The organism is Burkholderia mycopellens (assembly GCF_964265025.1).
Taxonomy (GTDB): domain Bacteria; phylum Pseudomonadota; class Gammaproteobacteria; order Burkholderiales; family Burkholderiaceae; genus Burkholderia.
On record NZ_OZ183802.1, the window covers coordinates 3476283 to 3499089 of the forward strand.

A 22807-nucleotide genomic window follows, 5' to 3' on the forward strand; every position below is an offset into this window, starting at 1 on the left:
CCCGAGAGACGCGGCCCGGCGCTCACTCGAGCGCCCCCCGAACCTGCCGCTTCGTGCGAGCCCCTGCGCCGACGGAATCATTCCCCGTGGGAACGCCCTTCGCAGCGGAAATCCGGGGCGGCCCGGCACTTTCGTGATAGCGCGAACCGCCGCTCTCGTCTCGTTAAAGCAGCGGCCCGCTCAGTGCATCGAGCAGCTTACGCACCGGCGCCGGCACCCCGTACGCATCGAGCCGGCTGAGCGGCACCCACGCGGTTTCCGCATCCCGCGCTTGCGACGGCAGGCCGCCACCGTCGGCCATGTCGCTCAACCGCGGCTCGATCTCGAGCCGGAAATGCGTGAACGTATGCGTCAGCGGCGCGAGCGGTACCGTGCCGCCGCCGCCGAAGCCGCGTGCGAGTGCCGCGAGCGCAACGTCGCCGTCCGCTTGCGGCAGGCTCCACAGCCCGCCCCAGATGCCGGTCGGCGGCCGCCGCTCGAGCAGCACGGCGTCGCCGTCGCGCAGCACGAGCATCCAGGTCTTGCGCGTCGGCACGGCCTTCTTCGGCCGCGCGGCCGGCAGTTCGCGCTGGCGGCCTGTCGATTGCGCGACGCAGTCGCCCGCGAACGGGCAGCGCGCGCAATCGGGCTTGCCACGCATGCACAGCGTCGCGCCGAGATCCATCAGCCCCTGCGTATACGCGCTCACGTCGGCCGCGTTCGCGGCGTCCGGCAACAGCGATTCGGCGAGCGCCCACATGTCGTTCTCGACGCGCTTCTCGCCCGGGAAGCCCTCGACGCCGAATACCCGCGCAAGCACGCGCTTCACGTTGCCGTCGAGAATCGTTGCGCGCGCGCCGTACGCAAACGACGCGATCGCCGCGGCCGTCGAACGGCCGATACCCGGCAGTTCGGCCAGCGCGTCGGGTGTCGCCGGAAACGCACCGCCGTGCTCGGCGACGACGACCTGCGCGCAGCGGTGCAGGTTGCGCGCGCGCGAGTAGTAGCCGAGCCCCGCCCAGAGCGCCATCACGTCGTCGGTCGGCGCGGCCGCGAGCGCGGCGACGTCGGGGTAACGTTCGAGAAAGCGCGTGTAATACGGGATGACGGTCGATACCTGCGTCTGCTGCAGCATGATTTCCGACAGCCAGATCCGGTACGGATCGCGGGTGTTCTGCCACGGCAGGTCGTGGCGGCCATGCTCGCGCTGCCACGCGACCAGGCGCGAGGCGAACGTGCGATGCAGCGGCGTGACGGGGAACGGAGCGGGGGTGATGCGGGGCGGCTTCAAGTTATCTGATCGTGGAAAAAGGTTTCAACGCTGGCAGGTCGGGCAGAAATAGGTCGACCGCTGACCTTGCACGATCTGGCGGATCGGCGTGCCGCATACGCGGCATGGCTGGCCCGCACGGTCGTAGACGAAGCAGTCGAGTTGGAAATAGCCGCTTTCGCCGTTGCTGCCGACAAAATCGCGCAATGTGCTGCCGCCGCGCTCGATCGCGTCGGCAAGCGTTGCGCGCACTGCGTCGGCCAGCCGCTCGTAGCGCGGCAGCGACACCTTGCCGGCGGCCGTCGTCGGCCGGATGCCGGCGCGAAACAGGCTCTCCGACGCATAGATGTTGCCGACGCCGACGACCATGTCGCCCGCGAGCAGCGCCTGCTTGACCGACACGGTACGGCCGCGCGTGCGCGCGTGCAGGAGCGCCCCGGTAAACGCCGGCGAGAACGGCTCGACGCCCAGGCTCGCGAGGAGCGGATGAGCATGGACGTCACCTGCTTCGCGCGGGTGCCACAGCACCGCACCGAAGCGGCGCGGATCACGGAACCGCAGCACGAATTCGTCGAAGATCCAGTCGATGTGGTCATGCTTCGCGGCGACCGGCACGCCCGCCGCGGGCAGCACGCGCAGCGTGCCCGTCATGCCGAGATGGACGATGAACCAGCCCGCGTCGACCTCGAACAGCAGGTACTTGCCGCGACGCTCGACGGCAAGCACCTCACGTGCGCGCAACTGCTCGGCGAGCCCGGCCGGCACGGGCCAGCGCAGCATCTCGGTACGGACGTCGACACGCTCGACGCGGCGGCCCGCGACAAAGGGCTCGATGCCCCGGCGCGTGACTTCGACTTCTGGCAACTCTGGCATGTTTTGCGGGTCTGAGACTAGGGTCTGTTTACATATGGAACGCTCATGCGTTGCCACGAGAACGGCCGCTCGCGAGGCGCGCGACGCCGCGAATACTCACGTATTCGCAAGAAGCGCAACGCGGCGAGCGGCCGTTCTCGTGGCAACCCCAAATTAAAAAATTCCTGTCACGGGAATGCCCGAAATTGCCCGCATGGCGGCGTCGCTCGTCGCTTGTTTGGCTCGCCAAACGGCACTCCTCGCTTCTTGCCATGCGGGCAATTTCGGGCATTCGCATGTGCGTTCCATATGTAAACAGACCCTATCACGATCGTGCGTGTATTGTAGCGAGCGCGTTACAATCGGTTGAAACATCGAACGGATTTCCATGACCCTGCCCTCGAAGCTGCTTCTGAAGCGCCCCGCCGCCGTGCGCGGCGCGCGCGCCTTCCCGGTCCGCCGTGCACTCGGCGCCGCGCTGTTTGCCGCCTGGACCCTCACCGCCTTCCCGGCTCACGCACAGGATCCGGCATCGGACGACGCGGAGTCGCAGGGTGCGTTCGAGCATGTGATGCCGGACGAGCAGAAGAATCTCCCCGGCGTCCCGCTGACGAGCCAGATCGTCTACCAGGTGCTCGCCGCCGAGGTCGCGCTGCAGCGTAACCAGCCCGCGCCGGCCTACCAGACCTACCTCGCGCTCGCCCGCGACACGCGCGATCCGCGCATGGCGCAGCGCGCGACCGAAATTGCGCTGGGCGCGCAGAGCCCGGCCGATGCGCTGTCCGCCGCGAACCTGTGGCGCCAGTACGCACCGGATTCGAATCGCGCATCGCAGGTCGACGCCGCGCTGCTGGTGCTCGCCGGCAAGCCGGCCGACGCGCAGCCGATGCTCGCGCGCGAGCTGGCCCGGGCGACCGGCGAGACGCGCGGCCCGGCGATCCTCGCGCTGCAGGCGTTGCTGGTGCGCGGCCCCGACCGCGTCGGCGGCCTCGCGGTGCTGAAGGACATGCTGAAGAACGACCTGAACCGGCCCGAAGCGCAGCTCGCGATCGCGCGCCAGCAGCTCGCGGTCGACGACAAGGACGGCGCCGCGCAGTCGCTGAAGCAGGCGCTGCAGATCCGCCCCGACTACCTGCCGGCAGCCCTGATGCTGTCGCAGATGGGGCCCGCGGAACGCGCGGCGGGCATCGTGTCGTTCGAGAAGTATGTTCAGCAGAATCCGAAGTCGCGCGATGCGCGGCTCGCGCTGTCACAGCTCTATCTCGCCGACGATCGCCTCGACGACGCGCAGAAGCAGTTCGAGACGATGCGCAAGCTCGACTCGAAGGATCCGACGCCGCTGATGGCGCTCGCGCTGATCAAGATCCAGCAGAAGAAGCTCGACGACGCGACCGTCTACCTGAAGCAGTACGTACAGCTCGGCGACAAGCAGCCGAACCTCGACGTCGGCCAGGGCTACATCTACCTCGCGCAGATCGCGATCGACCAGAACAACGATGCGCAGGCGTCGCAATGGCTCGACAAGGTCGACCAGACGAGCCAGCACTACCTCCCCGCGCAGATCACGCGCGCGCAACTGCTGCAGAAACAGGGCAAGACCGACGAGGCGCGCAAGGTGCTCGACGACCTGCCGATCACGGATCCGCGCGATGCGGCCGTGGTCGCACGCACCGACGCATCGATCCTGTTCACCGCGAAGCGCTATCCGGAAGCCGAGGCACGGCTCGGGCAGGCGGTCCAGGACTTCCCGGACGATCCCGACCTGCGCTACGACTACGCGATGGCGGCCGAAAAGACCGGCCACTACACGACGATGGAAAAGCAGCTGCGCGAGCTGATCCGCACGCAGCCCGAAAATCCGCAGGCGTACAACGCGCTCGGCTATTCGCTCGCCGACCGCAACCAGCGGCTGCCCGAAGCCAGCAAGCTGATCGACAAGGCGATGGCGCTCGCGCCGAACGACGCCTACATCATGGACAGCCTCGGTTGGGTGAAGTACCGGATGGGCGATACGGCCGGCGCGGCGAAGGTGCTGCGGCGTGCGTACGAACTGCAGCCGAACGCCGAGATCGGCGCGCATCTCGGCGAAGTGCTGTGGAAGAGCGGCGCGCAGGACGACGCACGTTCCGCGTGGCGTGACGCACAGAAGCTCGAGCCGGACAACGACACGCTCGTGCAAACGCTGAAACGCTTCCAGATCAACGGTCTCTGATGCAGATGTTCCCGACGTTTTTCCGGTCCTTCCACGCGCAGCGCACGCTGGCCGCAGTCGGCGCGGCGCTCGCGCTCGCCGGCTGCGCGAGCACGCCGCCGTCGGCCGGCACGCCGGCCGGCGCAGCGCTGCAGACCGCCGCAACACACGCTTACCATGGCCGTTTCGCGGTGCAGTACGACGACCGCCTCGGCAAGCAGCAGAACGTGTACGGCAACTTCGACTGGCAGGAGCACGGCGACGACGTGTCGCTCGAACTTCGCAGCCCGCTCGGCCAGACGCTCGCCGTCGTGAAGTCGACGCCGCAGGCGGCATCGCTCGAATTGCCGAACCGTCCGACGCAATATGCGCCGGACGTCGGCGACCTGATGCAGAAAACACTCGGCTTCGAACTGCCGCTCGCGGGCCTGCGCTACTGGCTGCTGCCGACAGCCGCGCCCGCAACGCCCGCGGAGACGGTGCGCGATCCGGCTGACGGCACGCGCGTCAAGCAGATCCGCCAGGACGGCTGGACGATCGACTACCTTGCCTACGCGGATGCCCCGGCCACGGGCGTCAAACGCGTCAACCTCGTGCGCGCGACACCGCCGCTCGACATCAAGCTCGTGCTCGATCAGTGAGCACCCGCCTAGCCTAGACATACGCATGACCGATTCGACCCGCTCGCTGCGCAACTGCCTTGCGCCCGCGAAACTCAACCTGTTCCTGCACATCACCGGCCGCCGTGAGAACGGCTATCACGATCTGCAGAGCGTGTTCCAGTTGCTGAACTGGGGCGACACGCTGCACTTCACGCTACGCGACGACGGTCGCGTCGCACGTGTCACCGACGTGCCCGGCGTGCCCGAGGAAAGCGACCTCGTCGTGCGCGCGGCCAACCTGCTGAAAGCGCACACGGGCACCGCGCACGGTGTCGACATCGAGATCGACAAGTGCCTGCCGATGGGGGCCGGCCTCGGCGGCGGCAGCTCCGACGCGGCGACGACGCTGCTCGCGCTTAACCGCCTGTGGCAACTCGACCTGCCGCGCGCGGAGCTTCAGTCGCTCGCGGTAAAACTCGGCGCAGACGTTCCGTTTTTTATCTTTGGAAAAAATGCATTCGCAGAGGGTATCGGAGAGGAATTAGCTGAGGTACAATTGCCGACTCGCTGGTTCTTGGTTGTAACGCCTCGCGTTCACGTCCCAACCGCTGAAATATTTTCAGATAAGTTGTTGACAAGAGATTCGAAGCGCGTCACAATTACGGACTTTCTTGCACAGCAAAGCAGCGACGCGGGATGGCCAGATAGTTTCGGCCGGAACGATATGCAGCAAGTTGTGACAAGTAAGTACGCGGAAGTTGCGCAGGTGGTCAAATGGTTGTATGATGTGACCCCCGCGAGGATGACCGGCTCCGGAGCAAGCGTGTTTGCAGCGTTTCGCAGCAAGCATGAGGCAGAAGCGGCGCAAGCCAAGCTGCCCACCGGTTGGAACGGTGCAGTTGCCGAGAGCCTGAACGAGCATCCGCTCTTCGCTTTCGCGTCATGAAGTTTTACTTTGCCGGATGGCCTACACAAGTCCGGTGAAGTTATCAGTTGAGTGTAGGGGAGTCGCCAAGTTGGTCAAGGCACCGGATTTTGATTCCGGCATGCGAGGGTTCGAGTCCTTCCTCCCCTGCCAAAAATTTTCCCGCATTTCCCGCCTAAGCCCGAAGCAGGTGCACGATGAGCAGCCATGACGGCCTGATGGTTTTTACTGGCAACGCGAATCCCGCGCTCGCCCAGGAAGTCGTCAATATCCTTGGAATTCCCCTCGGCAAAGCAATGGTCAGCCGTTTCTCCGACGGCGAGATCCAGGTCGAGATCCAGGAAAACGTGCGTGGCAAGGACGTCTTCGTCCTGCAATCCACGTGCGCACCGGCGAACGACAACCTGATGGAACTGATGATCATGGTCGATGCGCTCAAGCGCGCGTCTGCCGGCCGGATCACTGCAGCCATCCCCTACTTCGGTTACGCCCGTCAGGATCGCCGCCCGCGTTCGGCGCGCGTCGCGATCTCGGCGAAGGTCGTCGCGAACATGCTGGAAATCGCAGGCGTCGAGCGGATCATCACGATGGATCTGCACGCCGACCAGATTCAAGGCTTCTTCGACATCCCGGTCGACAACATCTACGCAACGCCGATCCTGCTGGGTGACCTGCGCAAGCAGAACTACCCGGATCTGCTCGTCGTGTCGCCGGACGTCGGCGGCGTGGTGCGTGCCCGGGCACTCGCGAAGCAGCTCAACTGCGATCTCGCGATCATCGACAAGCGTCGCCCGAAGGCGAACGTCTCCGAAGTGATGAACATCATCGGTGAAGTCGAAGGCCGCACCTGCGTGATCATGGACGACATGGTCGATACGGCAGGCACGCTCTGCAAGGCCGCACAAGTGCTGAAAGAGCGCGGCGCAAAGCAGGTATTCGCGTATGCGACGCACCCGGTGCTGTCGGGTGGCGCAGCTGATCGTATCGCCGCATCGGCGCTCGACGAGCTGGTTGTCACCGACACGATCCCGCTGTCCGCCGAATCGCTCGGCTGCTCGAAGATCCGTTCGCTGACGAGCGCGAGCCTGCTGGCCGAAACGTTCTCGCGGATCCGCCGCGGCGACTCGGTGATGTCGCTGTTCGCGGAATCCTGATCGCGAATCGACTGAACAAAGCATGCGCAGAAAGCGAAGCGGCAACGCTTCGCTTTTTGCACAATCGGACGGGATAGACGAAACCCCGTCCGTTTCATCGGGGGCCGCAGTTTGACGGCCCCGTTTTACTGCCTGGTCGCGGGCAGCTATTGGAGAATCACATGAAAGTCGTCGCTTTCGAGCGCCAAGAGCAAGGTACGGGTGCGAGCCGCCGCCTGCGCAACGCTGGTAAGACCACGGGTATCGTTTACGGTGGCGAAGCAGCCCCGCAAAAGATCGAACTCGATCACAACGCCCTGTGGCACGCCCTGAAGAAGGAAGCTTTCCACTCGTCGATCCTCGACCTCGAAGTGGCTGGCCAGTCGCAACAGGTTCTGCTGCGCGACGTGCAATACCACCCGTTCAAGCAACTGGTGCTGCACGTGGACTTCCAACGCGTTGACGCGAAGAAGAAGCTGCACACGAAGGCACCGCTGCACTTCCTGAACGCTGAAATCAGCCCGGCCGTGAAGCTGTCGAGCGCGATCGTTTCGCACGTCGCGACGGAAATCGAAATCGAGTGCCTGCCGGCTGACCTGCCGGAGTTCCTCGAAGTCGACCTGTCGAAGATCGAAGCCGGTCAATCGCTGCACGCGAAGGACATCACGCTGCCGAAGGGCGTCGCGCTGGTCGCGCACATCGACGCGGAAAACCCGGTTGTCGCATCGGCGACGGTCCCGGCTGGTGCCGTGTCGGACGCAGCAGAAGGCGAAACGCCGGCTGCCTAAGCGGGCTGCCCACGCGCCCCATCGATCCGTTTCACGAAACGGTCGACGCAACCCGCCGCGGCTTGCCCGGCGGGTTTTTCTTTTTTTGCGCCCAGGCGGCAGTTGCCGCCTTCGAAACGTCATGATCAAACTGATCGTCGGCCTCGGCAATCCCGGGGCGGAATACACCGCGACGCGCCACAACGCCGGCTTCTGGCTGATCGACCAGCTCGCCCGCGAAGCAGGCACGACGCTGCGCGACGAACGCCGCTTCCACGGCTTCTACGCGAAAGCGCGCCTGCACGGCGAGGAAGTCCACCTGCTCGAGCCGCAAACCTATATGAACCGCTCCGGTCAGTCGGTGGTCGCGCTCGCGCAGTTCTTCAAAATCCTGCCCGACCAGATCCTCGTCGCGCACGACGAGCTCGACCTGCCGCCCGGCACCGTGAAGCTGAAGCTCGGCGGCGGCAGCGGCGGCCACAACGGCCTGAAGGACATCACCGCGCACCTGTCGTCGCAGCAGTACTGGCGGCTGCGGATCGGCATCGGCCATCCGCGCGACCTGATTCCGGAAAGCGCGCGCGCGGGCGCGAAGCCCGACGTCGCGAACTTCGTGCTGAAGCCGCCGCGCCGCGAGGAACAGGACGTGATCGACGCGTCGATCGAACGCGCGCTCGCCGTGATGCCGATGGTCGTCAAGGGCGAACTCGACCGCGCGACCATGCAGCTGCATCGCAACTGACCGCATCGCACCGCTGCGGTGCATCGAGCCGTCCGGCTTGCCGCCGGACGGCCTTACCCGCCCCACCCTGCGCGCACATGCGGTAATCTGGTCGCTTTGCCCGACAGGAGCCAAGCGGTGAGCCGTTACTGGAGCGACGTCGTTCAGCAACTCGTGCCTTACGTGCCGGGCGAACAGCCCGCACTCGCACACCCCGTCAAGCTGAACACCAACGAGAATCCCTATCCGCCGTCGCCGCGCGTCGTCGCGGCGATCGCGCGTGAACTCGGCGAGACCGGCGACACGCTGCGCCGCTATCCCGACCCGGTTGCGCGCGCGCTGCGCGAGACGGTCGCAGCCCATCACCGCATCAAGCCCGAGCAGGTGTTCGTCGGCAACGGCTCCGACGAGGTGCTCGCTCACACGTTCCACGCGCTGCTCAAGCACGACCGGCCGCTGCGCTTCCCCGACATCACGTACAGCTTCTATCCGACCTATGCGCGCCTGTACGGCGTCCAGACGTCGATCGTGCCGCTCGCGGACGACTTCTCGATGCGCGTCGAAGACTATCTCGACGACGCCGGCGGCGTACTGTTTCCGAATCCGAACGCGCCGACCGGGCGCGCACTGCCGCTCGCCGACGTCGAGCGGATCGCGGCCGCGAATCCGTCGTCGGTCGTCGTGGTCGACGAAGCCTATGTCGATTTTGGCGCGCAGTCCGCGATTACGCTGATCGACCGCTACCCGAACCTGCTCGTCGTACACACGACGTCAAAGGCGCGCTCGCTCGCGGGCATGCGCGTCGGCTTCGCGTTCGGCGATGCGGCGCTGATCGACGCGCTGAACCGCGTGAAGGACAGCTTCAACTCGTACCCGCTCGACCGGCTCGCGCAGGTCGCCGCGCAGGCCGCGTACGAAGACACCGATTATTTCAGCGCAACCTGCCGGCGCGTGATCGACAGCCGGACGCGTCTCACGCATGCGCTCGACGCGCTCGGCTTCGACATCGTGCCGTCGGCCGCGAATTTCCTGTTCGCGCGCCATCCCGCGCACGACGGGGGTGCGATTGCGGCAAAGCTGAAGGAACGGGAAATTTTCGTGCGGCACTTCGGGCTGCCGCGGATCGACCAGCACCTGCGCATCACCGTCGGCACGGACGCCGAATGCGATGCGCTCGTCGCGGCGTTGCGCGAGTTGCTGGCCTGAAACGAAAGAACCGGCGCCAGGCGGCGCCGATCCGGACGCGCAACGTGCGCACCGAAGCACTCGAGCGCGCGCGTCACCGCTGGGTCACGACGCGTCGTCGCGCTTCCCGGCGGTCAATGCGTGATACTTCTCCATCAATTGCGCGTGCGATTCGTCATGCTGCGGATCGCGCGGAATGCATTCGACCGGACACACCTGCTGGCACTGCGGTTCGTCGAAATGGCCGACGCACTCGGTGCACTTGCTCGGGTCGATCACGTAGATGTCCGGGCCCATCGAAATCGCGCCGTTCGGGCACTCGGGCTCGCACACGTCGCAGTTGATGCACTCGTCGGTAATCATCAAAGCCATACTGATCTCACTTCTTCAGGCCGGCGGCCGGCTTCTCGACGAAACCGGCCGGCGCCGCGTCACGCGGCAGGGCCTCCGATCGCGGCGACTTTCTCGGTCAGCCACTTCTCGACGGACGGGAACACGAACTTGCTGACATCGCCGCCCAGCTGCGCGATTTCGCGCACGATCGTCCCCGAGATGAACTGGTACTGGTCGGACGGCGTCATGAACATCGTCTCGACGTCGGGCAGCAGGTAGCGGTTCATCCCCGCCATCTGGAACTCATATTCGAAATCGGACACGGCGCGCAGGCCGCGCACGATCACGCGCGCGTTGTTGGTGCGGACGAAATCCTTCAGGAGGCCGGTGAAACTCATCACCTTCACATTCGGATAATGGCCGAGCACCTCGTTCGCAATCGTCAGACGTTCTTCCAGCGAGAAGAACGGCTTTTTCGCGCGGCTGTCGGCAACACCGACCACCAGCGTATCAAAAATGCTCGACGCACGCCGCACGAGGTCTTCGTGCCCGCGCGTCAGCGGATCGAACGTACCGGGATACACGGCGACTACCATGTCGCTCCTCCTGTCATCACGCAAACGGGATGGCAGCCGTGCGATGCGCACGCCGCCGCCGAGATGGGCATGCGTCGCCTTTGCGGCGCGCCGCCTCGTATGGAACGCGCATTATTCATCATTTTCGCGCCGCAGCAAATGATAGTGAACCGCACCTGCCTTGCCGTGCTTCACGACCTCCCAGCCTGCGAGCGCGTCGTGCGCGGCCGGATCGAGCTCCGCCCCCGTTTCGACGTACAGCGCGCCGCCTGCCGCGACGAGCGGCGCCGACAGCGTGATCGCGCGCTCGAGCGCAGCGGAATCGCCGAACGGCGGATCGAGAAACACGACGTCGAACGCGCCCGGCGTGAGCCCGGCCGCGAGCCGCAGCGCATCGGCTTCGGCGACTTCGACCGCACGTGCGCCGAGCTTGTCCTTGATCGCACGCAATTGCTGCGCGGCGCGCGGATGGCGTTCGACCATCACGACGCTCGCCGCGCCGCGCGACGCGGCCTCGAAGCCGAGCGCGCCGGTGCCCGCAAACAGGTCGAGGCAGCGCCGGCCCTCGAGATCCTGGCCAAGCCAGTTGAACAGCGTCTCGCGCACGCGATCGGGCGTCGGCCGCAGGCCGTCGAGATCGAGCACCGCGAGCGGCGTGCGTTTCCAGTCACCGCCGATGATGCGGATCGTGTGCGGCTTGCCGCGGCCAGAAGGGGCCGCCGGGCGGCCGGGAGAGGAACGGGACATACGGAATATCGACGACGGAGGGACCGGGCGCGCGCGAGGGCGCACCGCTAAACAGGCGCACGTTACCACAGCGGCGGCGCACACTGACGCGAGCGCCACGCCGCACTGATAAAATGCACGGTTTCGGCCGCCGTGCGCCGCGCCCGCGCGAACGCAGGACGGCCCGTCCGGTGCCCCGCCGCTGGCGGCGGCCCGCCCTCTTCCCGACGTCAGACCATGTTCAGCTTCTTCAAACGATTCAAGAAAACGCAGGAGCCCGATCCGGCGGATTCGCAATCGGCCGACGCGCAGCAAACGGACGAGCCGTCCGATGCGCCCGCGGTCGAGGCCCCGCCTGCGGCCGACCTGCCGCAAGCGCCCGCGCAACCGGCCGCGCCGGCCGTCGTGATGACGGTCACGCCGACCAACGACGGACGCGACGAAGTCGTCGAGACGGTCGAAATCGTCCCGCCGCCGCTGCAGGACGCCACCGCGAAGAAATCGTGGCTCGCGCGCCTGAAAACGGGGCTCGCCAAGACGGGTTCGAGCATCACCGGCGTGTTCGTCAACACGAAGATCGACGAGGATCTGTACGAGGAGCTCGAAACCGCGCTGCTGATGTCCGACGCGGGCGTCGACGCGACCGAGTACCTGCTCGGCGCGCTGCGCGAAAAGGTACGCACGGGCCGCCTGACCGACCCGCAGCAGGTGAAATCCGCACTGCACGACCTGCTCGTCGAGCTGCTGACGCCGCTCGAGAAATCGCTGATGCTCGGCCGCGCACAGCCGCTCGTGATGATGATCACCGGCGTGAACGGTGCGGGCAAGACGACCAGCATCGGCAAGCTCGCGAAGCACCTGCAGAGCTTCGACCAGTCGGTGCTGCTGGCCGCGGGCGACACGTTCCGCGCGGCCGCGCGCGAACAGTTGGCGGTCTGGGGCGAGCGCAACAACGTGACGGTCGTGCAGCAGGAAAGCGGCGATCCGGCCGCGGTGATCTTCGACGCGGTCAGCGCCGCGCGCGCGCGCAGGATCGACGTGATGATGGCCGACACGGCCGGCCGCCTGCCGACGCAGCTCCACCTGATGGAAGAGCTGAAGAAGGTGAAGCGCGTGATCTCGAAGGCGCATGACGGCGCGCCGCACGAAGTGCTGCTGGTGATCGATGCGAACACCGGCCAGAACGCGCTCACCCAGGTCAAGGCATTCGACGACGCGCTCGGCCTTACCGGCCTCATCGTCACGAAGCTCGACGGCACCGCGAAGGGCGGGATTCTCGCCGCGATCGCGCGGCAGCGCCCGGTGCCGGTCTACTTCATCGGCGTCGGCGAGAAGGTCGAGGATCTGCAGCCGTTCAGCGCGGTCGAATTCGCGGACGCGCTGCTCGGCTGAACTCCGCCGGCACGCATCGCACAGGGCGCCTTCGGGCGCCCTTTTTCATGCGCGCCCGGTCATGCATGGCCCGGGCGCGCCGCGCTCATTCGGCGTCGGGCTGCGCGCCAGGCTCGGCGGCCTTGAACGCATCGAGCGTCGACGCATGGTCGACGATCCGCTGGATCGTCGGATAGCGCGTCGTGTCGATCGAGAAGCGGTTCGCGTTGAACACCTGCGGCACGAGGCACACGTCGGCAAGCGTCGGCGTGTCGCCGAAGCACAGCTTGCCGGTGCGTGGATCGCTCGCGAGACGCGTCTCGAGCGTTTCGAAGCCCGCCTCGATCCAGTGCCGGTACCACGCGTTCTTCGCCTCCTCGGGCACCTTCAGCGTGTGCTTCAGGTACTTCAGCACGCGCAGGTTATTGAGCGGATGGATTTCGCACGCGATCTGCAGCGCGACCGCACGCACATACGCGCGATCGACCGGCTGCTTCGGCAGCAGCGCCGGTTCCGGATGGGTTTCCTCGAGATATTCGATGATCGCGAGCGACTGCTGCAGCGTCGCGTCGCCGTCGATCAGCGTCGGCACGACCGCATCCGGATTCAGCGCGCGGTACGCGTCCTTCAGTTGCTCGCCGCCGTCGCGCAGCATGTGCACGGGGACATAGTCGAACGGCAGCTGCTTCAGGTTCAGGGCGATTCGCACGCGGTACGACGCGGAACTGCGGAAATAGCTGTAAAGCTTCATGGGATGTCTCTCGTAGTCGTATTCGGCCGGCGACGGCACGGGCGCGGCGCAGCCGGCGCGCACCGCCGGGAACCAGAGTGTAGCGCGCCGCGCCGTGCGGCCTCGCTTGCGACGGCCGCACCCGTGCGATACTCGGGGCATTCCTCACCGCTCACAGCGCGGCCCGATGCCGGCCCGCCCGCCCCACGCCCCGATGACCGCTTCCCACGATCCCGCCGCCGTTCCATTCCCTTGCGCCCGCTTCATCAAGGAAATCGGCCGCGGCCCGAACGGCGCGCGCGCACTGTCCGCCGAGGACACGTTCGAGCTCTATCGTGCGATGCTCGACGCGCGTGTGTCGGACGTCGAACTCGGCGCGATCCTGATCGCCTATCGGCTGAAGGGCGAAGCCGCCGACGAACTGGCCGCGATGCTCGCTGCCGCGCAGGCGTCGTTCGAGCCGGTGCACGTGCAGGACGCCGCGTTCCGCCCCGTGTCGATCCCGAGCTACAACGGCGCGCGCAAGCAGCCGAACCTCGTGCCGCTGCTCGCGCTGCTGCTGGCGCGCGAAGGCGTGCCGGTGCTCGTGCATGGCGTCGAGCAGGACCCGGGCCGCGTGACGAGCGCCGAGATCTTCTCGGCGCTGTCACTCGCGCCGTCGACGTCGCACGATGCGATCGAGGACACGCTTGCCGAGCGCCGCGTCGCGTTCGCGTCGATCGAGGTGCTGGCGCCGCGCATTGCACGCCTGCTGTCGATGCGCAGCGTGCTCGGCGTGCGCAACTCGACGCACACGCTCGTGAAGATCCTGCAGCCGTTCGCGCCGGCCGGCCTGCGGCTCGTCAACTACACGCACCCGCCGTACCGCGACAGCCTGGCTCAATTGTTCCGCGACCATCCGGACGCCGCGCTCGGCGGCGCGCTGCTGGCACGCGGCACCGAGGGCGAAGCCGTTGCCGACACACGGCGCCAGGTGCAGGTCGACTGGCTGCACGACGGCGTTTGCGACACGCTGATCGAGGCCGAGCGCTCGTCGACCGATGCGCCCCCCGTCGCCCTGCCCGAATCGCGCGATGCGGCCACGACGGCCGCGTGGACGGACGCCGTATTGCGCGGCGAAGTCCCGGCGCCCGACACGGTCACCCGGCAGGTCGCGACGATCGTGCAGATCGCCCGCATCGCGCGCTGACGGCACGCTCGCGAACCGGCTCCGCTTGCAGGGCATTTGACACGGGAGCGCATACTGGCATAGAGTTGCCGTCATGCGTTCCTATCCGAACCCCCTCCGAATTACCTCCGGCCGCCTAGCGCGGCTGCTATCGCTACGACTAGCCTAAGGCTTTCGTAGCGCCGTGTGCTGTCCGCACGGTCCCTCCCAGCAGTTCCTCGCAGTACCCCTCTCGTAGTTTTTACAACCCGAAGTCGTCAGCATTCGTCCGTCTATCCGTCGGCCGACTCGCGAAGATCATCCGCATCCGCAGCGCGTTCACGTGCCGCGGAGCGAGGCAGCGCCAACCGTCGCCCATGCCGCCCGTCTTCGCTCGCGACTTGAGACCCGAGGTCCAGAAGATGCAGCGCAATCCGCAAGACAAGTACCGTCCGTTCGAGCCCGTCCGCCTCAATGGCCGCAAATGGCCGTCGCGCACCATCGAGCGCGCGCCCGTCTGGATGAGCACCGACCTGCGCGACGGCAACCAGTCGCTGATCGAGCCGATGAGCATCGAGCAGAAGCTCGAGTTCTTCGAGATGCTGGTTGCGATCGGGTTCAAGCAGATCGAAGTCGGTTTTCCGTCGGCGTCGCAGACCGACTTCGATTTCGTCCGCAAGCTGATCGACGACAAGCGGATTCCCGACGACGTGACGATCGAAGTGCTCGTGCAGGCGCGCGAAGACCTGATCGCCCGCACGTTCGACGCGCTCGAAGGCGTGCCGCGCGCGATCGTGCACCTGTACAACGCGGTCTGCCCGTCGTTCCGCCGCATCGTGTTCGGGATGTCGAAAGCCGACGTGAAGGCGCTCGCGATCGACGGCACGCGCATCATCAAGGAACACGCCGCCGCGCGCCCCGACACGCAGTGGACCTTCCAGTACTCGCCGGAAACCTTCAGCATGACCGAGCTGACGTTCGCGCGCGAGATCTGCGACGCGGTCGCGCAGACCTGGCGGCCGACCCGCGATCACAAGATGATCGTCAACCTGCCGGCCACCGTCGAAGCCGCGAGCCCGAACGTGTTCGCCGACCAGATCGAGTGGATGGACCGCAACCTCGCGTATCGCGACAGCATCGTGCTGTCCGTTCATCCGCACAACGATCGCGGCACCGCGGTCGCAGCGGCCGAACTTGCACTGCTCGCGGGCGCCGACCGCATCGAGGGCTGCCTGTTCGGCAATGGCGAACGCACCGGCAACGTCGATCTCGTCACGCTCGCGCTGAATCTCTACACGCAGGGCATCGATCCGGGCCTCGATTTCTCCGACATCGACGCGGTGCGCCGGGTCGTCGAACGCTGCAACCAGATTCCCGTGCATCCGCGCCATCCGTACGCGGGCGACCTCGTGTTCACCGCGTTCTCGGGCTCGCACCAGGACGCGATCCGCAAGGGCTTCGCGCAGCAGCGCCCCGACGCGGCCTGGGAAGTGCCGTACCTGCCGATCGACCCGGCCGACCTCGGCCGCAGCTATGACGCGGTGATCCGCGTGAACAGCCAGTCCGGCAAAGGCGGCGCGACGTTCCTGCTCGAACGCGGGATGGGCTTCACGCCGACGCGCCGCGTGCAGATCGAATTCAGCCACGCGGTGCAGACGCTCGCCGATACGTCCGGCGAGGAAGTGACGGGCGACGCGATCTGCGCGCTGTTCGCGCGCGAATTCTTCGACACCGACGGGCCGGCCGCGCACCACGGCAACGGCGCGCGCTGGCAGAACCGCGAGATCGCGACGGCGCCCGCGGCGGATACACCGCCCGACGATGCCGCGCGACGTTTGGCCGCGGCATTCGCGGCGGCCGCCGGCGCGGCGATCGACATCGCGTCGTGCGAACACGCGCGCACGACGGATGGGCGGATCGCGGTATCGGTCGGCTGCCGGGTCGGCAATGCGCCGCTGCGGCACGGCGTCGGCCTGCACGCGGATGCGGCGAGCGCCGCGCTCGATGCGGTCGTCAGCGCGATCAACCGCTCGGCCTGGCACTGCGCGGATCACCGCGCGGCGGCCTGAGCGCCGGGTTCCGTTTCAGGGTTCAACCGTCAGCGAGCGGGGCGTGACCGCCCGTGCGCCGCGCGATCCGCGCCGCACGAGGCAGCAAAAAGCGGCCCAGAAGGCCGCTTCGGTCGGGACATGGAAAGGAGCGCCACGCGCGCTCATGTCTCGGTCGCGCACCGCGTCGCCTGCCACGCGAACAGGCTCCAGCGGCCCTGTTCGTGGGTGTGGACGGAGGTATAGGCAATCGGGAAGACCAGGCCGCCGTTGTTCGTTTCCATCTCGATCAACGCGCGGCCGGTGACGATGCAGGTTTCATCGCCGACGGGCAGCACGTCCTGCGACTGGATTTCGATCTGGCGATAGCGGCGGCGGCCGGCGACGATGGCGTCGATGAACTGCTGCTTGGTTTCGCGTTTGCCGTTGGTGTGCACGAAGAACACCTTGTCCGACAAAAGCGCGTCGAGCGCCTCGCCGTCCCCGTCCACCATCGCCCGGAACCGATCGCGCTCGAGCGCGCGGATCGCATCGACCACCTTCGCCATCGCCTGACTCCTCGGCAACGCGCACGCCGTGCGCGGGCATGCGGATCAGAAGTTGTACTGCAAGTAGAACTGGTGGAAATTTATACCAGGATTCGGCTCTTTGATACCCGCGTTAGACACATGTTCAAAACGGTAGCCGACCTGATACTGTTGCCGTTGGCCGAACTGCACGCCCACCCCCGCCGTCGGCGCGAACTGGAACGCGGTCCCCATCGAGAAATGATCCGAGATCGTCGGGTGCGTCAGCAGCCTGACACCGCCGCCGGCCTCGATGAACGGGCGAATCTCCCCGGCGCTCTTGATGAAGCGGAACATCGGCGTCACGCCGAATTCGCCAATGCTGCCGTGGACGTTGCCGCCCGTGTGCCAGTAGCCGGCGTGTCCTTCCACGACGAAAGCGAAGTGCCAGCCGCCGATTTCCCACCAGTTCCAGCCCGGATCCCACACCACGCCGAGATCGGCCTTGTCGACACCGTGGCGATCCGAAAAACCGCCGCCCGCCTGAATCCCCCATCGATCCGCGCATGCCGCGCCTGATCCGCCCAGAAGAGACGCCGCCAGCATCGCGTGCAGCGCAAGCCGGCTGCGGGGCCAGCGATTCTTGTTATTGTTCATCTGACACTCCAACTTTGTGGGTTGAATGGAGCCTGCCGCTTTGGCCGGCTCAAGCGAACTGAATGGTATGGTAAAGGACTTTTCGGATCGGCATCACAAAGCGAAATGGCTTCCTTCCAAAACGACAAAAATTGAAATCGTCTACTGATAACCATCAGAAACAACGGCTTACGGAACTTCGCTTCGCCGTCTCGGTCGCAGAATAGACTATCGACTCGACTTTCTTGATAGAAAAAACGGGAACTCCGATGCCCACGCTTGCTCTAAGGAATTAGCACTCATCTTGCGGGAGTGCTAAGATGGCCCACGGAATCTCATTCGAGACCGGGGGTTTGTCCCTGATTCCAAAGGAGTTTTTTAGTGAGCAACGCCCTGACCCTCCCGAACACCCTGAGCCCCACGCCGGCCAAGGCCGAATCGGCAGGCTCGCTGGCGCTCGCAGCCCAATCGATGTTGCCCGGCCAGCTTGGCAACATCGACGCGTATATCCAGGCCGTCAATCGCATTCCGCTGCTGACGGCCGAAGAGGAACGCCAGTACGCAACCGAATTCCGTGAAGGCAACAATCTCGACTCGGCACGCCGCCTCGTGCTGTCGCACCTGCGGCTCGTCGTGTCGATCGCGCGCAACTACCTCGGCTACGGCCTGCCGCACGGCGACCTGATCCAGGAAGGCAACATCGGCCTGATGAAGGCTGTGAAGCGCTTCGATCCGGCTCAGAACGTGCGTCTCGTGTCGTACGCGATCCACTGGATCAAGGCCGAGATCCACGAGTACATCCTGCGTAACTGGCGCATGGTGAAGGTCGCGACGACGAAGGCGCAGCGCAAGCTGTTCTTCAACCTGCGCAGCCACAAGAAGAGCATGCAGGCGATGACGCCCGAGGAAATCGACGGCCTCGCGCAAGAGCTCAACGTCAAGCGCGAAGACGTGACCGAAATGGAAACGCGCCTGTCGGGCGGCGACATCGCGCTCGAAGGGCAGGTCGAAGACGGTGAGGAATCGTACGCGCCGATCGCCTACCTGGCCGACTCGCACAACGAACCGACCGCCGTGCTCGCCGCACGTCAGCGCGACACGCTGCAGACGGACGGCATCGCGCAGGCACTCGACGCACTCGACGCGCGCAGCCGCCGCATCATCGAGGCGCGCTGGCTGCACGTCGACGACGACGGCTCGGGCGGCTCGACGCTGCACGATCTCGCCGCCGAGTTCGGTGTGTCGGCGGAACGCATCCGCCAGATCGAAGCGAGCGCCATGAAAAAGATGCGCACCGCCCTCGCCGAATACGCGTAAATCGCTGCGATTTAGAGCGCTTCATCAAAAACCGCTGCCCGACCGGCAGCGGTTTTTTTTCGCCTGTCTTTTCTCCTGCTTTTCATTCGCTTCTCCGCCCGCTTCATCACTCGTTTCCGCGCCGATTAATTGACCTGATTCGTCAGGCAATAGGCCGTTTGCAGGCCCCTTCCGCATAACCTTGATCTGCCTCAAGTTTCGGCCCGTGTTTCGCGACGGTCTGCCGCAGCGCAGCACTCGGAATCGGAAAGCCGTCCTTTTAAAATTGGCATGTCAGGCGCAAAAGGATTAAAACAGCTTCACGGCCGTCATAAATCCGACGTAAAGTCGCCCCAAATTCGACGTAAATCGATTCAGGATAATCGCCTTGATCTCGATCAATAAAGAGCCCGCGCCGCCTCCCCCGCGACCGGCCGGCACGATCGGCTGGCGCGCGCGCATCGCCGCGTGGGCTCGCGGCCCCACCCTCGCCCGCGACATCACCCTGGTGCTGATCGTCAAGCTGATCCTCCTGATGTCGCTCAAATACGCATTCTTCAATCATCCGCAGGCCGAGCACATGGCGCTTGCGCCTGCCGTCGTCGCCGAGAAACTGCTCTCGGTACCGGCGCCAGCACCCACCGAGGGAGACCACCATGATAAGTAGTGAAGTCGTCGATCTGTCGCGTCTGCAGTTCGGCATCACGGCGCTCTACCACTTCCTGTTCGTGCCGCTGACGCTCGGCCTGTCCTGGCTGCTCGTCATCATGGAAGCTGTTTACGTGATGACCGGCAAACAGGTCTACAAGGACATGACCCAGTTCTGGGGCAAGCTGTTCGGCATCAACTTCGCGATGGGCGTGACCACCGGCATCACGCTCGAATTCCAGTTCGGCACGAACTGGTCGTACTACTCGCACTATGTCGGCGACATCTTCGGCGTGCCGCTCGCGGTCGAAGGCCTGATGGCGTTCTTCCTCGAATCGACGTTCGTCGGCCTGTTCTTCTTCGGCTGGAACCGCCTGTCGAAGGTCAAGCACCTGATGGTCACGTTCCTGGTCGCGCTCGGCTCGAACCTGTCCGCGCTGTGGATCCTCGTCGCGAACGGCTGGATGAACAACCCGGTCGGCGCCGAGTTCAACTATCAGACGATGCGCATGGAGTTGACGAACCTGTTCGACGTGCTGTTCAACCCGGTCGCGCAGGTGAAATTCGTGCACACGGTGTCGGCCGGCTACGTGACGGCCGCGATGTTCGTGCTTGGCATCTCGTCGTGGTACCTGCTGAAAAAGCGCGACACCGATTTCGCGCTGCGCTCGTTCGCGGTCGCGGCCGGCTTCGGCCTCGCGTCGACGCTTTGCGTGATCGTGCTCGGCGACGAGTCGGGCTACACGACCGGCGAAGTGCAGAAGATGAAGCTCGCCGCGATCGAGTCCGAATGGGAAACGCAGCCGGCGCCCGCCTCGTTCACGCTGATCGGCCTTCCGAACCAGGAAGCGCAGCGTACCGACTACGCGATCAGGATTCCGTACGCGCTCGGCCTGATCGCGACGCGCTCGGTCGACGAGCCCGTGGTCGGCCTGCGCGAACTCGCGAAGCACAGCGAGGAGCACATCCAGAGCGGGATGATCGCGTACGGCGCGCTGCAGAAGATGAAGGAAGGCGACGCGAGCGCGGCCACGCGCGAACTGTTCGACCAGCACAAGCAGTATCTCGGCTACGGGCTGATGCTCAAGCAGTTCACGCCGAACGTGGTCGATGCGACGCCCGAGCAGATCAAGGCCGCCGCCATGAAGACGATCCCGCCGGTCGCGCCCGTGTTCTTCTCGTTCCGGATCATGGTGTTCCTCGGTTTCCTGTTCCTCGCGACCTTCGTCGCCGCGTTCTGGTTCTGCGCGCGCCGCCAGCTGCTGCAGGGCAACCGCCGCTGGTTCCTGCGCTATGCGGTGTGGGCGATTCCGCTGCCGTGGCTCGCCGCGGAATTCGGCTGGGTCGTCGCCGAGCTCGGCCGCCAGCCCTGGACGATCGCGGGCATCCTGCCGACGCATCTGTCCGCGTCGAGCCTGACGCCCACGGACCTGTACCTGAGCCTCGCCGGTTTCATCGCGTTCTACACGGTGCTGTTCGTCATCGAGATCAAACTGATGTTCAAGTACGCGCGCCTCGGCCCGTCGTCGCTGCATACCGGCCGTTATCACCACGAAATCGCGGCCGCCAGCGAGCGCGCCCCGGCGTGAGCACGCACCTGAAACGGAACAAGGAATCGCTATGGACTATGCAACTCTCAAGCTGATCTGGTGGCTGCTCGTCGGCGTGCTGCTGATCGGCTTCGCCGTCACCGACGGCTTCGACATGGGTGCGACCGCGCTGCTGCCGTTCCTCGGCAAGACCGACGAGGAACGCCGCATCATCGTCAACACCGTCGGCGCGACGTGGGAAGGCAACCAGGTATGGCTGATCACGGCCGGCGGCGCGATGTTCGCGGCCTGGCCGCTCGTCTACGCGGCGTCGTTCTCCGGCTTCTACTTCGCGATGCTGCTCGTGCTGTTCGCGTTGTTCTTCCGGCCGGTGGGCTTCGACTACCGCAGCAAGCGGCCGGACCCGCGCTGGCGCGCGGGCTGGGACTGGGGCCTGTTCGTCGGCGGCTTCGTGCCGGCGCTCGTGTTCGGCGTCGCGTTCGGCAACCTGCTGCAAGGCGTGCCGTTCAAGTTCGACAGCGACCTGCGCGTGACCTACTACGGCGGCTTCTGGGCGCTGCTGAACCCGTTCGCGCTGCTGTGCGGGCTCGTCAGCCTCACGATGCTCGTCGCGCACGGCGCGGCCTTCATCAAGATGAAGACGGAAGGCGTGATCGCACGTCGCGCATCGGTCGCATTGCGGGCGGCGTCGTTCCTCGCGGTCGTGCTGTTCGTACTGGCCGGCGTGCTGGTCGCGTCGACTATCGGCGGCTTCCACATCACGCACGCCGCGCCGACCGATACGGTCGCGAACCCGCTGCTCAAGGACGTCGCTGCCGGCTCGGGCCTGTGGCTCGCGAACTACGGCGAGTATCCGTGGATGATCGCGGCGCCCGTCGTCGGGATCGCGGGCGGCCTGTTCGCGCTGCTGCTCGCCGGCTCGAAGCAGGAAAAGACGGCGTTCTTCTGCACGGGCCTGATGATCGTCGGCGTGATCCTGACCGCCGGCTTCTCGATGTTCCCGTTCATCATGCCGTCGTCGCTCGACCCGCGCAGCAGCCTGACCGTGTGGGATTCGACGTCGAGCCACATGACGCTGCAGGTGATGCTGTTCGCGGTGATCGTGTTCCTGCCGCTCATCCTGCTCTATACGAGCTGGGTGTATCGCGTGATGCGCGGCAAGGTCACGCGTGAAGTGCTCGAAGAGAACAAGCATTCGATGTATTGATGCATTGAACCGGGCCGGGGCGCTTACGCGCCCTCGCCCACCGTTTCGCAAGGAGTCGGATCATGTGGTATTTCAGCTGGATTCTCGGTATCGGCGTCGCGCTGTCGTTCGGCATCGTCAATGCGATGTGGCTCGAGGCGCGGCAGAAGACGCAGGAAGCACGCGTTCGCCACGACTGACGCGTGTGCGGCCGATCGCGCCGCCGCCGTCCCGAAGGAACCTCGCCTCGCGCGAGGTTTTTTTTCGTCCCGGCCGCACAGGCCCGGCGTGCCGATGCCAATTTAGCGCCAGATTGATACCACTTGAATACCAATAAAAGGTTTCATAAGATCTTTGGACACGGCCGCAGACAGGCCGAATCCATCTGGTGGGGGAGACATGCGAAACCCGTATGTGGCGCGCGCGTGCG

At 65.6% G+C, this 22807-nt stretch carries 24 protein-coding genes and 1 tRNA gene; 16 read left to right on the forward strand and 9 right to left on the reverse strand.

What is annotated here, in order from left to right; translation table 11 throughout:
- Positions 1 to 163 precede the first annotated feature (163 nt).
- Both mutY and mutM read right to left on the reverse strand, forming a co-directional pair.
- Complete coding sequence (mutY, locus tag ACPTTC_RS16210) at positions 164 to 1270, reverse strand: A/G-specific adenine glycosylase (RefSeq protein WP_423393063.1); 1107 nt, start codon at positions 1268 to 1270, stop codon at positions 164 to 166.
- A 24-nt stretch (positions 1271 to 1294) separates the two neighbouring features.
- Positions 1295 to 2122, reverse strand: a complete 828-nt coding sequence (gene mutM / locus ACPTTC_RS16215; RefSeq protein ID WP_034189270.1) for a bifunctional DNA-formamidopyrimidine glycosylase/DNA-(apurinic or apyrimidinic site) lyase — start codon at positions 2120 to 2122, stop codon at positions 1295 to 1297.
- A 367-nt stretch (positions 2123 to 2489) separates the two neighbouring features.
- Between mutM and ACPTTC_RS16220 the strand changes: the two genes are divergently transcribed.
- The 8 genes from ACPTTC_RS16220 (at position 2490) to hisC (ending at position 9646) form a co-directional block, all read left to right on the forward strand.
- On the forward strand, positions 2490 to 4313 hold the full coding sequence (locus tag ACPTTC_RS16220) for a tetratricopeptide repeat protein (RefSeq protein WP_423393064.1): 1824 nt from the start codon (positions 2490 to 2492) through the stop codon (positions 4311 to 4313).
- Positions 4313 to 4933 (forward strand): lipoprotein insertase outer membrane protein LolB, encoded by a 621-nt coding sequence (gene lolB / locus ACPTTC_RS16225; protein WP_423393065.1) that lies wholly within the window; start codon positions 4313 to 4315, stop codon positions 4931 to 4933. The genes ACPTTC_RS16220 and lolB overlap by 1 nt, the downstream gene beginning before the upstream one ends.
- Positions 4934 to 4958: 25 nt before the next feature.
- Positions 4959 to 5840, forward strand: coding sequence for a 4-(cytidine 5'-diphospho)-2-C-methyl-D-erythritol kinase (gene ispE / locus ACPTTC_RS16230; protein WP_175970675.1), 882 nt, complete (start codon positions 4959 to 4961; stop codon positions 5838 to 5840).
- A gap of 55 nt (positions 5841 to 5895) precedes the next feature.
- A tRNA-Gln gene (locus ACPTTC_RS16235) sits at positions 5896 to 5972 on the forward strand.
- A gap of 44 nt (positions 5973 to 6016) precedes the next feature.
- Positions 6017 to 6973 (forward strand): ribose-phosphate pyrophosphokinase, encoded by a 957-nt coding sequence (locus tag ACPTTC_RS16240; RefSeq protein WP_069248896.1) that lies wholly within the window; start codon positions 6017 to 6019, stop codon positions 6971 to 6973.
- Positions 6974 to 7134: 161 nt separating this feature from the next.
- Positions 7135 to 7740 (forward strand): 50S ribosomal protein L25/general stress protein Ctc, encoded by a 606-nt coding sequence (locus ACPTTC_RS16245; protein WP_085042200.1) that lies wholly within the window; start codon positions 7135 to 7137, stop codon positions 7738 to 7740.
- A gap of 121 nt (positions 7741 to 7861) precedes the next feature.
- Positions 7862 to 8461, forward strand: coding sequence for an aminoacyl-tRNA hydrolase (gene pth, locus ACPTTC_RS16250; protein WP_006477776.1), 600 nt, complete (start codon positions 7862 to 7864; stop codon positions 8459 to 8461).
- 117 nt (positions 8462 to 8578) lie between these two features.
- Positions 8579 to 9646: a histidinol-phosphate transaminase gene (gene hisC / locus ACPTTC_RS16255; protein WP_423393066.1), complete on the forward strand. Its 1068-nt coding sequence runs from the start codon at positions 8579 to 8581 to the stop codon at positions 9644 to 9646.
- Between the two features lie 84 nt (positions 9647 to 9730).
- Here the strand turns inward: hisC and ACPTTC_RS16260 are convergent, their stop codons facing one another.
- From ACPTTC_RS16260 to rsmD, 3 genes are all read right to left on the reverse strand, one after another.
- Positions 9731 to 9997 (reverse strand): YfhL family 4Fe-4S dicluster ferredoxin, encoded by a 267-nt coding sequence (locus tag ACPTTC_RS16260; protein ID WP_175970678.1) that lies wholly within the window; start codon positions 9995 to 9997, stop codon positions 9731 to 9733.
- A gap of 59 nt (positions 9998 to 10056) precedes the next feature.
- A complete protein-coding gene (gene coaD / locus ACPTTC_RS16265; RefSeq protein WP_039346084.1) occupies positions 10057 to 10554 on the reverse strand; it encodes a pantetheine-phosphate adenylyltransferase in 498 nt (165 codons plus the stop codon).
- A gap of 111 nt (positions 10555 to 10665) precedes the next feature.
- The gene (gene rsmD / locus ACPTTC_RS16270) at positions 10666 to 11280 is read right to left on the reverse strand and encodes a 16S rRNA (guanine(966)-N(2))-methyltransferase RsmD (protein WP_175951487.1); all 615 of its coding nucleotides are present in this window, start codon (positions 11278 to 11280) and stop codon (positions 10666 to 10668) included.
- Positions 11281 to 11496: 216 nt separating this feature from the next.
- On the opposite strand from rsmD, the gene ftsY reads away from it, so the two are divergent.
- Positions 11497 to 12651 carry a signal recognition particle-docking protein FtsY gene (gene ftsY, locus ACPTTC_RS16275; RefSeq protein ID WP_423393067.1) on the forward strand — a complete coding sequence of 385 codons (1155 nt, stop codon included), beginning with the start codon at positions 11497 to 11499 and terminating at the stop codon, positions 12649 to 12651.
- A gap of 85 nt (positions 12652 to 12736) precedes the next feature.
- Here the strand turns inward: ftsY and maiA are convergent, their stop codons facing one another.
- Entirely contained in the window at positions 12737 to 13381 is a 645-nt protein-coding gene (gene maiA / locus ACPTTC_RS16280; RefSeq protein WP_423393068.1) for a maleylacetoacetate isomerase, read from the reverse strand.
- A 193-nt stretch (positions 13382 to 13574) separates the two neighbouring features.
- Here maiA and ybiB point away from each other — a divergent pair, with 193 nt between their 5' ends.
- Positions 13575 to 14549, forward strand: coding sequence for a DNA-binding protein YbiB (gene ybiB / locus ACPTTC_RS16285; RefSeq protein ID WP_423393069.1), 975 nt, complete (start codon positions 13575 to 13577; stop codon positions 14547 to 14549).
- A gap of 380 nt (positions 14550 to 14929) precedes the next feature.
- Positions 14930 to 16576, forward strand: coding sequence for a 2-isopropylmalate synthase (gene leuA / locus ACPTTC_RS16290; protein WP_423393070.1), 1647 nt, complete (start codon positions 14930 to 14932; stop codon positions 16574 to 16576).
- Positions 16577 to 16719: 143 nt separating this feature from the next.
- On the opposite strand, the gene ACPTTC_RS16295 is transcribed toward leuA, so the two are convergent.
- Together ACPTTC_RS16295 and ACPTTC_RS16300 are read right to left on the reverse strand one after the other, a co-directional pair.
- Positions 16720 to 17103 (reverse strand): nuclear transport factor 2 family protein, encoded by a 384-nt coding sequence (locus ACPTTC_RS16295; RefSeq protein WP_011353245.1) that lies wholly within the window; start codon positions 17101 to 17103, stop codon positions 16720 to 16722.
- Positions 17104 to 17148: 45 nt separating this feature from the next.
- Positions 17149 to 17718: an acyloxyacyl hydrolase gene (locus ACPTTC_RS16300; protein WP_423393071.1), complete on the reverse strand. Its 570-nt coding sequence runs from the start codon at positions 17716 to 17718 to the stop codon at positions 17149 to 17151.
- A 360-nt stretch (positions 17719 to 18078) separates the two neighbouring features.
- Between ACPTTC_RS16300 and rpoH the strand changes: the two genes are divergently transcribed.
- Entirely contained in the window at positions 18079 to 19014 is a 936-nt protein-coding gene (gene rpoH, locus ACPTTC_RS16305; RefSeq protein WP_226201042.1) for an RNA polymerase sigma factor RpoH, read from the forward strand.
- 24 nt (positions 19015 to 19038) lie between these two features.
- Here rpoH and ACPTTC_RS16310 read toward each other — a convergent pair whose 3' ends face one another.
- Complete coding sequence (locus ACPTTC_RS16310; protein WP_423393072.1) at positions 19039 to 19209, reverse strand: hypothetical protein; 171 nt, start codon at positions 19207 to 19209, stop codon at positions 19039 to 19041.
- Positions 19210 to 19381: 172 nt separating this feature from the next.
- Here ACPTTC_RS16310 and cydP point away from each other — a divergent pair, with 172 nt between their 5' ends.
- The 4 genes from cydP (at position 19382) to cydX (ending at position 22577) form a co-directional block, all read left to right on the forward strand.
- Positions 19382 to 19660, forward strand: a complete 279-nt coding sequence (gene cydP, locus ACPTTC_RS16315; protein WP_264166144.1) for a cytochrome oxidase putative small subunit CydP — start codon at positions 19382 to 19384, stop codon at positions 19658 to 19660.
- On the forward strand, positions 19650 to 21230 hold the full coding sequence (locus ACPTTC_RS16320; RefSeq protein WP_423393073.1) for a cytochrome ubiquinol oxidase subunit I: 1581 nt from the start codon (positions 19650 to 19652) through the stop codon (positions 21228 to 21230). Before cydP ends, ACPTTC_RS16320 begins: the two co-directional genes overlap by 11 nt.
- Positions 21231 to 21261: 31 nt before the next feature.
- Positions 21262 to 22398, forward strand: a complete 1137-nt coding sequence (cydB, locus tag ACPTTC_RS16325) for a cytochrome d ubiquinol oxidase subunit II (protein ID WP_226201039.1) — start codon at positions 21262 to 21264, stop codon at positions 22396 to 22398.
- A gap of 62 nt (positions 22399 to 22460) precedes the next feature.
- A complete protein-coding gene (gene cydX, locus ACPTTC_RS16330; RefSeq protein WP_011353251.1) occupies positions 22461 to 22577 on the forward strand; it encodes a cytochrome bd-I oxidase subunit CydX in 117 nt (38 codons plus the stop codon).
- Positions 22578 to 22807: the final 230 nt, after the last annotated feature.